The organism is Stenotrophomonas sp. YJH_SMC_25 (assembly GCF_059369595.1).
The window spans coordinates 374424-388465 of sequence record NZ_JCAFSV010000001.1; the positions used below are offsets into that span (position 1 = coordinate 374424).

Below are 14042 nucleotides of genomic sequence, written 5' to 3' on the forward strand. Positions count from 1 at the left end.
CGACCTCAGCGGTAAGCGGCATCGGCGGCACGACGCTCGGCGATCTCGTTTTCGAGACGATCGCCAAGGGCCAGCAGCTGCGGCTTGGTAACGATGTTTTCGCCACGGTTCTCGAAGTGGTACTCGAGGATGTGGGTTTCGACGATCGAGTCCACCGGGCAGCTTTCTTCGCAGAAGCCGCAGAAGATGCACTTGAACAGGTCGATGTCGTAGCGGGTGGTGCGGCGGGTGCCGTCCTCGCGCTTGGCCGAGTCGATGGTGATGGCCAGGGCCGGGCACACCGCTTCGCACAGCTTGCAGGCAATGCAGCGCTCTTCGCCGTTGGGGTAACGGCGCAGCGCGTGCAGGCCACGGAAGCGCGGCGACTGCGGGAACTTCTCCATCGGGTACATCATCGTGTACTTCGGCTTGAAGCTGTACTTCAGCGTCAGCCAGAGGCCCGCCAGCAGTTCGAGCAGCAGCAGGCTCTTGAAGTAATGGGTAATCCTGTTCATCACTTTAGACGCCCTTTTGCATCACGCCGAAGAACACCATGACGGCGGTAACCGCGATCCACAGAATGGCCAGCGGGATGAAGACCTTCCAGCCCAGGCGCATGATCTGGTCGTAGCGGAAGCGCGGGAAGCTGGCACGGAACCAGATGTAGGCACTGGCGAAGAAGAACACCTTGACGAACAGCCACGGTGCACCGCCCTTCCAGATCCAGTCGACCAGCGGCGAGACATCGCCGAAGTTGACCCAGCCCTGGACCGGGCTCAGCCAGCCGCCGAGGAAGAAGATCGAGATCAGGAAGCTGATCAGGATCATGTTCGCGTATTCGGCCAGGAAGAACAGCGCGAAGGCACCGCCGGAGTATTCGACCATGTGGCCGGCGACGATTTCCGATTCGCCTTCCACCACGTCGAACGGCGCGCGGTTGGTTTCAGCCACGCCCGACACCCAGTAGATGACGAACAGCGGGAACAGCGGCAGCAGGAACCAGTCGAAGAAGCCGGAGCTGCCGGCCTGCGCCATCACGATATTGCTCAGGTTCAGGCTGCCAGCGGCGATCATCACGCCGACCAGGGCGAAGCCCATGGCGATTTCGTAGCTGATCATCTGCGCCGAGGCGCGCATGGCACCCAGGAACGCGTACTTCGAGTTGGACGCCCAACCGGCCAGGATGATGCCGTAGATGCCCAGCGAGGTCATCGCCAGCAGGTACAGCAGGCCGGCGTTGGCATTGGACAGCACGATCTGCGAATCGAAGGGGACCACCGACCAGGCCGCGAAGGCCGGGGCCAGGGTGATCAGCGGTGCCAGCAGGTAGATCGCCTTGTTGGCGCTGCTCGGCTGGACCACTTCCTTGAACAGCAGCTTGAAGACGTCGGCGAAGGCCTGGAAGATGCCCATGCCCACGTACATCGGGCCGTGGCGGACGTGCATCCAGCCGATCAGCTTGCGTTCCCAGACCACGTAGAAGGCCACCGAGATGATCACCGGAACGGTGATCACCAGGATCTTCAGGATGATCCAGATCAGCGCGCCGATGTCACCGAGGCCCAGCAGCCACTGGTGCAGCGGGTCGACCGCGTTCAACAGCAATTCGTTCATGCAGCCACCACCGTTACGCGAGCGGCACCCAGCGGCGCGGTCGCGCCGTGGCCCGATTCAATCCAGACCGAACCCGCAGCGACGCGGGCGTCGACCACCACCGGCAGGGTGGCCTTGCCGGCATCGGTGCCGACCTTGGCCATCTGCCCTTCCTGCAGCTGCAGGCGAGCGGCATCTTCAGCGTTCAGCACGATGCGCGGGGCGTTGTTGAGCGGATGCGACTGCAGCGCCGGGGCGCGACGGACCACCGCATCGGTGCGGTAGATCGCGGCGGTCGAAGCCACTTCCAGGCCTTCGCCGGCAACCACCGGCTGCGCCGAAGCGGCAACGGTGACCGACACTGGGGCCAGGCTGGCACGCAGGCCGGCCAGGTCGGTGAAGTCGAAACCGGCCAGCGCCATGTCGCCGCCCAGTGCGCGCAGCACGCGCCACCCTTCACGGGCCTCGCCCGGCAGCTTGCCGCCGGCACGGGCCGACTGCTCGCGACCATCGAGGTTGGTCAGGGTGGCGTCGATTTCCGGCAGCGCACCGATCGGCAGGATCACGTCGGCGACGTCGCGGGTCGAGGCACAGGCGAACTGGCTGAAGGCCACCACCTGGGCACCGGCCAGCGCCTTGCGCGCGGCAGGTGCATCGGCGAAATCCAGGCCCGGCTCCAGGCCGTACACCACGTAGGCCTGGCGCGGCTGCGCCAGCATCGCGGCGACGTCCTTGCCGGCCGGCAGCACGCCAGCGCGGGTCAGGCCCACGGCGTTGGCGCCCTGCGGGATGCGGCACAGCTTGGCACCGGTGGCGGCGGCGAAGTCACGCGCGGCGGCGCGGATGGCGGCAGCCTGCGGGTGGTTCTCGGCGATGCCACCAACGATCAGCACGGTGTTGTTGCCGCCCTGCACGGCCGAACGCAGCTCGGCGCTGGCCAGCGCGTCGACGAACTTCGACGGCGCGACGATCTGCTTGCCGGCGATGCTGAAAGCGAAGTCGAAGTCCACCGGATTGACGACGTGGATCTTCGCGCCCTTGGTGGTCTGCGCCTTGCGCAGGCGGGCGTGCAGCAGCGGCAGTTCGTGGCGGATGTTGCTGCCCAGAACGACGATGCGGTCGGCGCCTTCGATCTCGGCCAGCGGCAGGCCGAACACTTCGGCGGTTGCGGCGTCGGAGAAATCGCGGTTGTTGATGCGGTGGTCGATGTTGCTCGAGCCCAGGCCCTTGGCCAGGCGGGCCAGCAGCGCGCCCTCCTCGTTCGAGGTGGACGGGTGCACCAGCACGCCCAGGTTGTCGCCCTGGTTGGCCTTGAGGATCTCGGCGGCAGCAGCCAGGCCTTCGGTCCAGCTCACTTCCTTCCACTCGCCATTGACCTTGCGCAGCGGCTTGACCGCACGGTCTTCGCTGTACAGGCCCTGGTGCGAGTAGCGGTCACGGTCGGACAGCCAGCACTCGTTCACCGCTTCGTTGTCGCGCGGCACGGTGCGCAGCACTTCGCCGCGACGCACGTGCAGGAACAGGTTCGAACCCATCGCGTCGTGGTAACCCAGCGACTCGCGCGCGGTCAGTTCCCACGGGCGGGCGCGGAACTGGAACACCTTGTTGGTCAGTGCGCCGACCGGGCAGACGTCGACGACGTTGCCGGACAGTTCGGTGGTCAGCGGCTTGCCGTCGAAGGTACCGATCTGCAGGTTCTCACCGCGGTACATGCCACCCAGTTCGTAGGTACCGGCGACGTCGGCGGTGAAGCGGACGCAGCGGGTGCACTGGATGCAGCGGGTCATCTCGGTGGCGACCAGCGGGCCCATGTCCTCATCCGGCACCACGCGCTTGCGCTCGTTGAAGCGGCTGACCGAACGGCCATAGCCCAGCGACACGTCCTGCAGCTCGCACTCGCCGCCCTGATCGCAGATCGGGCAGTCGAGGGGGTGGTTGATGAGCAGGAACTCCATCACCGAGCGCTGGAACTTCAGTGCCTTCTCGCTGCGGGTGGCGACCTTCATGCCATCCATCACCGGAGTGGCGCAGGCCGGCGCCGGCTTCGGCGACTTTTCCACGTCCACCAGGCACATGCGGCAGTTGGCGGCGATCGGCAGCTTCTCGTGGTAGCAGAAGCGCGGAATCGAAATGCCGGCCTTGTCGGCCGCCTGGATGATCATCGAACCCTTGGGCACGACCAGGGACTTGCCATCGATTTCGATGGTCACGTGATCCGGTGGCACGTTCGGGTTTACGGGTTGCGCGCTCATGCGGCGGCTGCCTCCACCTTCTTGCCGTCAACCATCGAATGACCGTTGACGATGTAGTACTCGAATTCGTCCCAGAACTGGCGCAGGAAGCCCTGGATGGGCCATGCAGCCGCTTCACCGAACGCACAGATGGTGTGGCCTTCGATCTGGCCGGCCACCGCCTTCAGCTGGTGCAGGTCTTCCATCGTGGCCTTGCCGGCGACGATGCGCTCCAGCACGCGGTGCATCCAGCCGGTGCCCTCACGGCACGGGGTGCACTGGCCACAGGATTCCTTGTGGAAGAACTGGCTGATGCGGCAGGCGAACTTGACGCAGCAGACGCTGTCGTCGAGCACCACGATCGCGCCCGAACCCAGGCCGGAGCCCAGCGCGCGGATGGTGTCGTAGTCCATCGGCAGGTCCTTCAGCTCGGCCGCGGTCAGCACCGGCATCGACACGCCGCCCGGGATCGCGCCCTTCAGCGTGCGGCCCGGACGCAGGCCACCGGCCATTTCCAGCAGGTCGTGGAATTTGGTGCCGAGCGGCACTTCGAAGTTGCCGCCATTCTGCACGCAGCCGGACACCGAGAAGCACTTCGGACCGCCGTTGGCGGTCAGGCTCAGGCCCTTGAACCACTCCGGACCGTTGCGGATGATCGCCGGCACCGAACCATAGGTTTCGGTGTTGTTGATCGTCGACGGCTTGCCATACAGGCCGAAATTGGCCGGGAACGGCGGCTTGTAGCGCGGCTGGCCCTTCTTGCCCTCCAGCGATTCCATCAGCGCGGTTTCTTCGCCGCAGATGTACGCGCCGGCGCCCAGCGCGCCGTAGATGTCGATGTCCACGCCGCTGCCGAGGATGTTCTTGCCCAGCCAGCCGTTCGCATAGGCGTCGGCCAGGGCCTGCTCGAAGTGCTCGAACGGCTCGTGGTGGAACTCACCGCGCAGGTAGTTGTAACCCACGGTCGAACCGGTGGCGTAGCAGGCGATCGCCATGCCTTCCACCACCGAATGCGGGTTGTAGCGCAGGATGTCGCGGTCCTTGCAGGTGCCCGGCTCGGATTCGTCCGAGTTGCAGAGGATGTACTTCTGCATGTTGCCCTTGGGCATGAAGGACCACTTCAGGCCGGTCGGGAAGCCTGCGCCACCGCGGCCGCGCAGGCCCGAGGCCTTGACCATCTCGATGACCTGCTCCGGCGGGATCTTCTCTTCGAGGATCTTGCGCAGGGCGGCGTAGCCACCGGTCTTCAGGTAGCTTTCGTACGACCACGGGGTGTCGTAATGCAGGGTGGTATAGACCACCTGGTGCGGCAGCGGCGCGGGGCCGACCGGACCCTTGGATTCGTGGTGATGTGCCATGCCCTTACTCCAGCCCGTCCAGCAGCTCGTCGACCTTTTCCAGGGTCAGACGCTCATGGTAGTGACCGTTGATGACCATCATCGGCGCGCCACCGCAGCCAGCCAGGCACTCTTCCTCGCGCTTGAGGTAGACGCGGCCGTCCGGGGTCGATTCACCGTGCTTGATGCCCAGCTTCTTCTCGCAATGGCGCACGATGTCCTCGGCGCCATTGAGCCAGCAGCTGATGTTGGTGCAGATGGCCACGTTGTTGCGGCCGACCTTCTCGGTCTCGAACATCGAGTAGAAGCTGGCGACCTCGTAGGCCCACACCGGCGGCAGATCAAGGTACTTGGCCACGCCGGCGATCAGCTCGTCGGTCAGCCAGCCCTGGTTCTGCTCCTGGGCCGCATGCAGGCCCTGCAGCACGGCAGAGCGCTTGCGGTCCGGCGGGAACTTGGACAGCCAGTGATCGATGTGAGCGCGGGTCTTGTCGCTCAGCACCACCATCGGGTCGACGTCGCGCGCCGCCTCGAAATTACCTGTCGCCTTCATCGGCCGACCTCAGCGAAATGCATAACGTGAAATTCCAGAAACTGCGGCGCCGGCTTGCGCCGGCTGCCTGCAGCGGGCGTTGGCGTGGCGGACGGCATTACCGGTCAACCTCGCCGAACACCAGGTCGTAGGTGCCGATCATCGCCACCACGTCGGCCAGCATGTGGCCGCGCACGATCGAATCGATCGAGGACAGGTGGGCGAAGCCCGGCGCACGCAGGTGCACGCGGAACGGCTTGTTGGCGCCATCGGAGACCAGGTAGCAGCCGAATTCGCCCTTCGGGGCTTCCACCGCCGAGTAGGTCTCGCCGGCCGGCACGCAGTAGCCTTCGCTGAACAGCTTGAAGTGGTGGATCAGCGCTTCCATGTCGTCCTTCATGTCCTCGCGCTTGGGCGGAGCGACCTTGAAGTTCTTCACCATCACCGGGCCCGGGTTGGCCTTCAGCCACGCCACGCACTGCTTGATGATGCGGTTGGACTCGCGCATTTCGGCAACGCGGACCAGGTAGCGGTCGTAGCAGTCGCCTTCCTTGCCCAGCGGGATGTCGAAATCGACGGCATCGTACTTGGCGTACGGGCGCTTCTTGCGCAGGTCCCAGGCCACGCCCGAGCCACGCAGCATCACGCCGGTCATGCCCCACTGGTGCGCCAGTTCCGGCGTCACCACGCCGATGCCGACGGTACGCTGCTTCCAGATACGGTTGTCGGTCAGCAGGGTTTCGTATTCGTCGATGCGCTTGGGGAACTCGACGGTGAAGTTCTCCAGGAAGTCCAGCAGCGAGCCCTCGCGCGAAGCATTGAGCTGCTTCAGCGCCTTGCCCTTGTGCCAGCGCGACTCCTTGTACTTCGGCATGTGGTCCGGCAGGTCGCGGTAGACACCGCCCGGACGGTAGTACGCCGCGTGCATGCGTGCGCCGGAGACTGCTTCATAGCAATCCATCAGCTCTTCGCGCTCGCGGAAGGCGTACAGCATCACCGCCATCGCACCCAGGTCGAGCGCGTTGGAGCCCAGCCACATCAGGTGGTTGAGGATGCGGGTGATCTCGTCGTACATGGTGCGGATGTACTGCGCACGCTCCGGCGCCTCGATGCCCATCAGGGTCTCGATCGCGCGCACGTAGGCGTGCTCGTTGCACATCATCGACACGTAATCCAGTCGATCCATGTAACCGATCGACTGGTTGAACGGCTTGGACTCGGCCAGCTTTTCGGTACCACGGTGCAGCAGACCCACGTGCGGGTCGGCGCGCATGATGGTTTCACCGTCCATTTCCAGGATCAGGCGCAGCACACCGTGAGCGGCCGGATGCTGCGGGCCGAAGTTCATGGTGTAGTTGCGGATTTCCTGCCGACTTTCGGCGGCGTTGCTGGCGAATGCTTCGCCGGCCTGGTGTACGTGGCTCACTTCACTGCCTCCTGCGCGCGCTCACCTTCTGCGGTCTGCAGACGGGCGTCGTCGCGGATCACGCGCGGCACGCCGACACGCGGCTCCACCGAGGTGACCGGTTCGTAGATCACGCGCTTCTTTTCTTCGTCGTAGCGGACTTCGACATTGCCGATCAGCGGGAAGTCCTTGCGGAACGGATGGCCGACGAAACCGTAGTCGGTCAGGATCCGGCGCAGGTCCGGGTGGCCTTCGAAGATCACGCCGTACAGGTCGAACGCTTCGCGCTCGAACCAGTTCAGGCCCGGCCAGATGCCGGTCAGCGAGGACACCACCGGCAGTGCTTCGTCAGGGGCGAAGCAGCGCAGGTGCATCATCAGGTTGTGCTGGTACGAGCGCAGCTGGGCGACCACGGCGAAACGCTGGGTCGGCATGTGCTGCGGGCGGGCACCGTCGGCACCGTTTTCCTCGGTGGGGAACTCACCCCACGCGAAACGGCCCTGGGCCTTGCCTTCGACGCCACGGCTGAAGCCCTGCGAGGACACGTCGGCGGTGTCCCATTCGTCGGAGCCATAACCCAGGTAATCGACGCCGCAGAGATCCACGGCCTGCTCGAAACCAAACTCGTCACGCAGCGCCAGGGCGGTGGCGTGCCACTCGGCGGCAGGCACTTCCAGCGTCACTTCGCCGCGGGGTTCGACCACGATGACCTTCGCACCAGCGAAACGTGCGGAGAGTCGGTCGATGAAGGATGCTTGCTCTGCCATGGGGGCTTGGCGCGCTCTTGTCAGGTGAAGGGGTCAGCGGGCGATGGTCTGTGTACGCCAGATCTTCTTCTGCAGCTGCAGGATCCCGTACACCAGCGCCTCGGCGGTCGGCGGGCAACCCGGGACGTAGACGTCCACCGGCACCACGCGATCACAGCCGCGCACGACAGAATAGGAGTAGTGGTAATAGCCGCCACCATTGGCGCAGCTACCCATCGAGATGACCCACTTCGGGTCCGGCATCTGGTCGTAGACCTTGCGCAGCGCCGGGGCCATCTTGTTGACCAGGGTACCGGCCACGATCATCACGTCGGACTGGCGCGGCGACGGGCGGAACACCACGCCATAGCGGTCAAGGTCCAGGCGCGCGGCGCCGGCGTGCATCATCTCGACCGCGCAGCAGGCCAGACCGAAGGTCATCGGCCACATCGAGCCGGTGCGCGCCCAGTTCAGCAGTGCATCGACGCTGGTGGTGACGAAGCCCTTTTCCAGCAGCGGGTTGTCGCCTTCCGGCCGCAGGATGTCATCAACCCGGCCTTCCGGCGTGGGGTTGTTCATGAGGCCATCGAGAGTCTGAATCACTCCCATTCCAGCGCTCCCTTCTTCCAGACGTAAATGAAACCTAGGAACAGCATGCCGACGAACAGGCCCATGGTGACGAGCGAACGCGCGCCCAGCTCCATGAAGACCTGGGTCCACGGCACGATGAAGATGATTTCCAGGTCGAAGACGATGAACTGGATCGCGATCAGGTAGTAGCGCACGTCGAACTTCATGCGCGCGTCTTCGAAGGCCTCGAAGCCGCACTCGTACGGCGACAGCTTTTCCAGATCGGGGCGGCGGGGACCGAGGAATCGACCAACCAGCATCAGCGTAATGCCGATACCGGTGGCAACGATCAGAAACAGCAGAGACGGCAAATATTCGGCCAGCACAGCGATTCTCTCTTGCCTCTGCCGCTGCGCCTGCAGGCGCTTTGGCATGGGGGAGTGGACGGGAATCTACCTGGCGCCTTGCGCGCCAGGCGAACCCGCTTTACTTACAAATGGTGCCCAAGAGGGGACTCGAACCCCTACGACCTAAGTCGCTACCACCTCAAGGTAGTGCGTCTACCAATTCCGCCACCTGGGCAAACGATCACATCAGACTATCTTCCCGATGCGCCGCGTATTGTAACCGGCTTCAGTGTTTCTGGGAGCCTTCCGAAGGCTTTTCTTCACCAGAAACCGAAGATTCCGCCTGAGCCGGCACATTCGCGGCCGGAACCGGGGCGGCCGGGACCGCATCAGCCTTCGGGACGGCCGGCAGCTCGCCCGCCGGAGCCGCCGGAGCGACCGCCGCCGGGGCGGACATCAAGCCCAGATCCTGGTCGGCCGCCGGACGGCTGCCATGACCGGCATACCAGGCCATGAAGAGGCTGATGCCGAAGAACACGACAGCCAGCCACTTGGTCGACTTGGACAGGAAGTTCGAGGCGCCACGCGCACCGAACACCGTACCCGAGGCGCCGGCACCAAAGCCCGAACCCGCCGCCGCACCCGAGCCACGCTGCATCAGGATCAGCGCGATCATGGCCACAGCGACCAGCACGTAGACGACATTGAGGATCAACATCAGCATTGGAAACCGCCCTCGGACAATACTTCTAGGATTAGTTCGCGGCCGCCGCCCTTGCGATGGCCAGGAAGTCCGCGGCCACCAGGGAGGCGCCGCCGACCAGCCCACCATCGACATCCGGCTGCGCGAACAGTTCCCCGGCATTGTCGGGCTTCACGCTACCGCCGTAAACAATGGGCAGTGAATCAGCGATTCTAGCATCGATACGCGCGACTTCGCCACGGATGAACGCGTGCACCTGCTGTGCCTGCTCCTTGGTCGCGGTACGGCCGGTACCGATGGCCCAGACCGGCTCATAGGCGACCACGGCCTGGGCGAAACCGGCCGCGCCGACCAGCTCCAGCACCGGTGCCAGCTGGCTGGCGATGACCGCTTCGGTCTGCCCGGCCTCGCGCTGTTCCAGGGTCTCGCCCACGCACAGCACCGGCACCAGGCCGGCGTGCTGGGCGGCGGCGAACTTGCGCGCGACCAGCTCGCTGCTCTCGTGGTGGTACTGGCGGCGCTCGGAATGGCCGACCAGGCCATAGCGGGCCCCGACCTCGACCAGCATGGCCGCGCAGACCTCGCCGGTGTAGGCGCCCTTCTCGTTGCTGCTCACGTCCTGCGCGCCAAAGGCCAGGCCGGTCTCGCCGAAGTCCTCGACCAGCTCGCCCAGGTACGGCAGCGGCGGCAGGATCACCACGTCCACCCCCTCCAGCGGCAGCCCGGCAGCCACCTGCCCCAGCAGTTCATTGGCGAATTGACGGCTGCCATGCAGCTTCCAGTTTCCGGCGACGATCTTGCGGCGCATGAGCGGGTGGCTCCTGTGTGAAGTCAGCCGGTCATGATACCCGCTGCGGCAAAAATCCGTTTCCTTGTAAGCGGTTACATGGATTTTCAGCCAACGGCGCAGCCCCTCGTGGCGGGGGGCGGGTTGGTCGCGTATCACCGGTTGGATTGGTGAGATTGGCCGGGCGGGTGAGGATGCCGGGGGACGCCGTAAACCCGTCCCTGGGGGCTTGGCCGCGGCATCCATGCCGCGGACACCCCCGCCATCCCCACCCGCCCGGCCTCTGACACAGTCCGGCGGTTCCGCCCGCCACGGAAAGAAAAAAGAAGAGCAAGAGCAAAGGCAAAAGCTGCATTCCGGGTTGCTGCCGGCTGGACCAACCCCTACCCCACTTCGATCCGACAGATCTCATCCACGCAAGGCGTGGATCTACCGTGTCGACCAAGGTCGACACCCACCAACCGTCACCGGGAAACTGTCGAAGGCGGGGAGGTGTGGGTTGGCAGGACCGTTGGCGCCATGGATGGCGCCATCGAGCCCCCAGGGGTGAGGGCGCTTTGCTTGCGAAGCACCGCTTCGCAAGCGCCCGAACGCCCAGCCGCCAGCGGCTGGGCCGGCCTGGGGGTTCGCGGCGTGTCCTGCCAACCCACACCGCCCCGCCCAACACGCAGAAACCCAGAGCCGCTTTGGCTTTGGACTTGCCGGCCAGCGGCCGGCACTGCCGCGGGTGCAGGGTGCAACCCTGCAAAGACAAAGGCCGCCTTTCGGCGGCCTCACTTTTCTTTACTTCAGCTTGATCTCGCGCAGGCGCTCCTCGAGGAAGCCGTGGGCGGTGATCGGCTCCGGGTACCGGCTCGGGTTCTCCGGGGTGATGCACGAGGGCAGCACGTCGATCAGGAAATCCGGGTTCGGGTGCAGGAAGAACGGCACCGAGTAACGCGGCTGGCGGGCCAGCTCGCCCGGGGGGTTGACCACGCGATGGATCGTCGACGGGTACACATGGTTGGTCAGGCGCTGCAGCATGTCGCCGATGTTGACCACGATGGTGTCCGCGTCCGAGGTGAACGGCACCCACTCGCCCTCATGCGACTGCACCTCCAGGCCCGCGGCGCTGGCGCCGACCAGCAGGGTGATGAAGTTGATGTCGCCATGCGCGCCGGCACGCACGTTCGGGATGTCGTCGGTGGTGATCGGCGGGTAGTGGATCGGGCGCAGGATCGAGTTGCCGAAGTTGGTCTTGTCGGCGAAGAAGTCTTCCGGCAGGCCGATGTGCAGGGCCAGCGCGGACAGCACGCGCGAACCCAGGTTGTCCAGCGCCTGGTACAGGCCGTAGCCGCGCTCACGGAAGCCCTCGACCTCGGTCGGCCACAGGTTCGGCGCCATCACGTCACGGTACTTGGAGTCGTCGGCGATCTCGCGACCGATGTGCCAGAACTCCTTCAGGTCGAAGTGCTTGGAGCCCTTGGCGGTTTCCACGCCGAACGGGGTATAGCCGCGGGCGCCGCCGCTGCCGGCCACGTGGTACTTGCGCTTGACCTCTTCCGGCAGCGCGAAGAAGGCCTTGAAGGCATCGTAGGCCGCGTCGATGTCGGCCTGCGGAATGCCGTGGTTGCGGATGCCCGCGAATCCCCATTGGCGGTAGGCCGCGCCCAGCTCGGCCACGAAGGCCTCGCGGTCGCTGTCGAAACGGGTGATGTCGAGGGTGGGGATCTGGCTCACAGCAATTCCTGGCTTGTCATTGGGTCTGGGGGGCCTGCGCATTCATGGCCCGCCTGAACATTGTGACAGATCACCCGGCGGACGCTACTCGATCCTCGGAAACAAATCGATACAATGCGCGACCTGCGCACAATTTAACGAATCCATCACGTTGGCAGCGCAAGCCCCGACCGCGCCTCCCCGACCCGACGCACCATGCCCGACGCCCCAGCCGCCATCGCTCTTCCCTCTGCGGGCCCTGCCCTTCGCTGGCGCCGGCTTGCGTGGTGGTCCCTGTTCGTTCTGGGCAATGCGCTGCTGGCGACGATGATCACCCTCGGCAACGTGCCGCTGTACGACAACCCGGGCGGCCACCAGGGCCTGGCCTATCTCGCGATTGCCCTGCCCGGGCACCTGCTCGCCTTCGGCGCGCTGGCCGGCGCGCTGCCACTGCTGCTGGGCCTGTGGCCGCGCAGCGCGCGCACGCTGAACATCAGTGCGGTACTGCTGCAGGGCTTGTGGTTGTGCCTGCTGCTGGTCGACGCCAAGGTGTTCACCCTGTACCGCTTCCACCTCAATGCCATGGTCCTGAACATGGTGTTCGGCGGCGCCCTGCAGGACCAGGTTGCGTTGTCGTGGAAGACCTGGGTGCAGGTCGGCCTGCTGGTGGCGGCCATTTTCACCGCCGAGGGCATCCTGGCCTGGGCGTGCTGGAAGCTGCTGCCGGCCGCGCCCCGCCGGCGCAGGGTGCTGCAGGCCTGGGCGGTGGTCGCCCTGCTGATGGCGAGCGGCCAGGTGGCCACCGCCTACTACGACGCACGCGGCGACCGTGACGTGATTGCCCAGTGGAACTACCTGCCCTGGGCCCAGCCGATCACCGCCAAGAGCTTCATGCGCAGGCTGGGCGTGGTCAGTGAACAGCAGGTCGGCCTGCCCGATCCTCGCCATGCGCAGCTGCTGTATCCGCTGCAGCCACTGCGCTGCCAGAGCCCACAGCGGCCCAATGTACTGATGGTCGTGCTGGAATCGCTGCGCCACGATGCGCTTACTCCGCAGATCATGCCGAACACCTCGGCACTGGCGGCCTCCGCTCGTGTCTACGACCGCCATTTCAGCACGGGCAACGCCACCCGCTATGGCCTGTTCGGCCTGCTCTACGGCCTGCCGGGCGGCTACTGGCAAAGCATGCTTGACGAACAGCGCGGCTCACAGCTGTTCAAGGTGCTGGGCCAGCAGGGGTACGACCTGCATCTGTACGGCAGCGCGCCGATGTACAGCCCGGAATTCGACCGCACTGCATTTGCGGACGTCCGCGACCAGCTGCACCAGGGCCCGCCCGGCCTGGGTTCGGAAGGCCGTGACAGCAGCATCGTAGCCTCGCTTCAGAAGGACATCCGTGCAAGCCAGGCAGCGCACACGCCGTGGTTCGGCTTCGTCTTCCTCGATTCCACCCATGCGCCCTACCACATGCCCGCAGGCTACCCGCCGCTGGCGACCCCGATGGCGCAGGAAATCGACTTCCTCAGGTTCGGTCCGGACCACGACCCGGCCCCGGAACTGAACCGTTACCGGACCGCCGTGCATTACGCCGACAGCCTCGTCGGCACCCTGCTGGACGATCTGCGCGCGCAGGGCCTGGATCAGAACACCATCGTTCTGGTCACCGGCGACCACGCCGAGGAGTTCAACGACCTGAAGCTGAACTACTGGGGCCACAACGGCAACTTCTCCGACTACCAGCTGCAGGTACCGTTCGTGCTGCACTGGCCCGGCCAGGCCAGCGGCCATGAGACACGCACCAGTTCACATGAGGACTGGGTGCCGACGTTGATGCGCCACGCCCTGGGCTGCGAGAACGCACTGAGCGACTTCAGCACCGGCCAGGATCTGCTGGCCGAACCCGCAGGCGAGCGCGCACTGGTGGTGGAAAGCTGGTCACAACGCGCCGTCCGCCATGGCAATGGCATCTACGTGTTCGACAAGTTCGGCAATGCGACGGCGCTTGACCTGCATTACCGCCCGCTGCCGCGCCAGGCCCCGGATGCCGGCGCCGTCCGTACCGCATGGGAAGCGCTGACCCGCTTCCGCAACCGCTGACCACAGAGGATGGATTC

General features: G+C 65.4%; 13 protein-coding genes and 1 tRNA gene. 1 reads left to right on the forward strand and 13 read right to left on the reverse strand.

Annotation, left to right across the window (positions count from 1 at the left end):
* Window positions 1–5: 5 nt before the first annotated feature.
* The 13 genes from nuoI to AC5P7E_RS01885 all read right to left on the reverse strand — a co-directional run bounded on the left by nuoI (window position 6) and on the right by AC5P7E_RS01885 (window position 11991).
* Complete coding sequence (gene nuoI, locus AC5P7E_RS01825) at window positions 6–494, reverse strand: NADH-quinone oxidoreductase subunit NuoI (RefSeq protein ID WP_005410456.1); 489 nt, start codon at window positions 492–494, stop codon at window positions 6–8.
* A 4-nt stretch (window positions 495–498) separates the two neighbouring features.
* Entirely contained in the window at window positions 499–1593 is a 1095-nt protein-coding gene (nuoH, locus tag AC5P7E_RS01830; protein WP_114618697.1) for an NADH-quinone oxidoreductase subunit NuoH, read from the reverse strand.
* Window positions 1590–3824: an NADH-quinone oxidoreductase subunit NuoG gene (gene nuoG / locus AC5P7E_RS01835; RefSeq protein WP_043035584.1), complete on the reverse strand. Its 2235-nt coding sequence runs from the start codon at window positions 3822–3824 to the stop codon at window positions 1590–1592. Before nuoG ends, nuoH begins: the two co-directional genes overlap by 4 nt.
* Window positions 3821–5161, reverse strand: a complete 1341-nt coding sequence (gene nuoF, locus AC5P7E_RS01840; RefSeq protein WP_010486436.1) for an NADH-quinone oxidoreductase subunit NuoF — start codon at window positions 5159–5161, stop codon at window positions 3821–3823. The genes nuoG and nuoF overlap by 4 nt, the downstream gene beginning before the upstream one ends.
* Before the next feature lie 4 nt (window positions 5162–5165).
* On the reverse strand, window positions 5166–5693 hold the full coding sequence (nuoE, locus tag AC5P7E_RS01845; RefSeq protein ID WP_005410460.1) for an NADH-quinone oxidoreductase subunit NuoE: 528 nt from the start codon (window positions 5691–5693) through the stop codon (window positions 5166–5168).
* A 97-nt stretch (window positions 5694–5790) separates the two neighbouring features.
* The gene (locus AC5P7E_RS01850; RefSeq protein WP_014037950.1) at window positions 5791–7098 is read right to left on the reverse strand and encodes an NADH-quinone oxidoreductase subunit D; all 1308 of its coding nucleotides are present in this window, start codon (window positions 7096–7098) and stop codon (window positions 5791–5793) included.
* Window positions 7095–7844: an NADH-quinone oxidoreductase subunit C gene (locus tag AC5P7E_RS01855; protein ID WP_005410462.1), complete on the reverse strand. Its 750-nt coding sequence runs from the start codon at window positions 7842–7844 to the stop codon at window positions 7095–7097. The genes AC5P7E_RS01850 and AC5P7E_RS01855 overlap by 4 nt, the downstream gene beginning before the upstream one ends.
* A 33-nt stretch (window positions 7845–7877) precedes the next feature.
* Window positions 7878–8432, reverse strand: coding sequence for a NuoB/complex I 20 kDa subunit family protein (locus AC5P7E_RS01860; RefSeq protein WP_005410463.1), 555 nt, complete (start codon window positions 8430–8432; stop codon window positions 7878–7880).
* Window positions 8423–8779: an NADH-quinone oxidoreductase subunit A gene (locus AC5P7E_RS01865; protein ID WP_005414075.1), complete on the reverse strand. Its 357-nt coding sequence runs from the start codon at window positions 8777–8779 to the stop codon at window positions 8423–8425. Before AC5P7E_RS01865 ends, AC5P7E_RS01860 begins: the two co-directional genes overlap by 10 nt.
* A 111-nt stretch (window positions 8780–8890) precedes the next feature.
* A tRNA-Leu gene (locus AC5P7E_RS01870) sits at window positions 8891–8975 on the reverse strand.
* A 51-nt stretch (window positions 8976–9026) separates the two neighbouring features.
* Complete coding sequence (secG, locus tag AC5P7E_RS01875) at window positions 9027–9464, reverse strand: preprotein translocase subunit SecG (protein WP_005410465.1); 438 nt, start codon at window positions 9462–9464, stop codon at window positions 9027–9029.
* 31 nt (window positions 9465–9495) lie between these two features.
* Window positions 9496–10251, reverse strand: a complete 756-nt coding sequence (gene tpiA, locus AC5P7E_RS01880; RefSeq protein ID WP_005410466.1) for a triose-phosphate isomerase — start codon at window positions 10249–10251, stop codon at window positions 9496–9498.
* 762 nt (window positions 10252–11013) lie between these two features.
* The gene (locus AC5P7E_RS01885; protein WP_005410467.1) at window positions 11014–11991 is read right to left on the reverse strand and encodes an isopenicillin N synthase family dioxygenase; all 978 of its coding nucleotides are present in this window, start codon (window positions 11989–11991) and stop codon (window positions 11014–11016) included.
* A 153-nt stretch (window positions 11992–12144) separates the two neighbouring features.
* Here AC5P7E_RS01885 and AC5P7E_RS01890 point away from each other — a divergent pair, with 153 nt between their 5' ends.
* On the forward strand, window positions 12145–14025 hold the full coding sequence (locus AC5P7E_RS01890; RefSeq protein WP_012480882.1) for a DUF3413 domain-containing protein: 1881 nt from the start codon (window positions 12145–12147) through the stop codon (window positions 14023–14025).
* Window positions 14026–14042 lie beyond the last annotated feature (17 nt).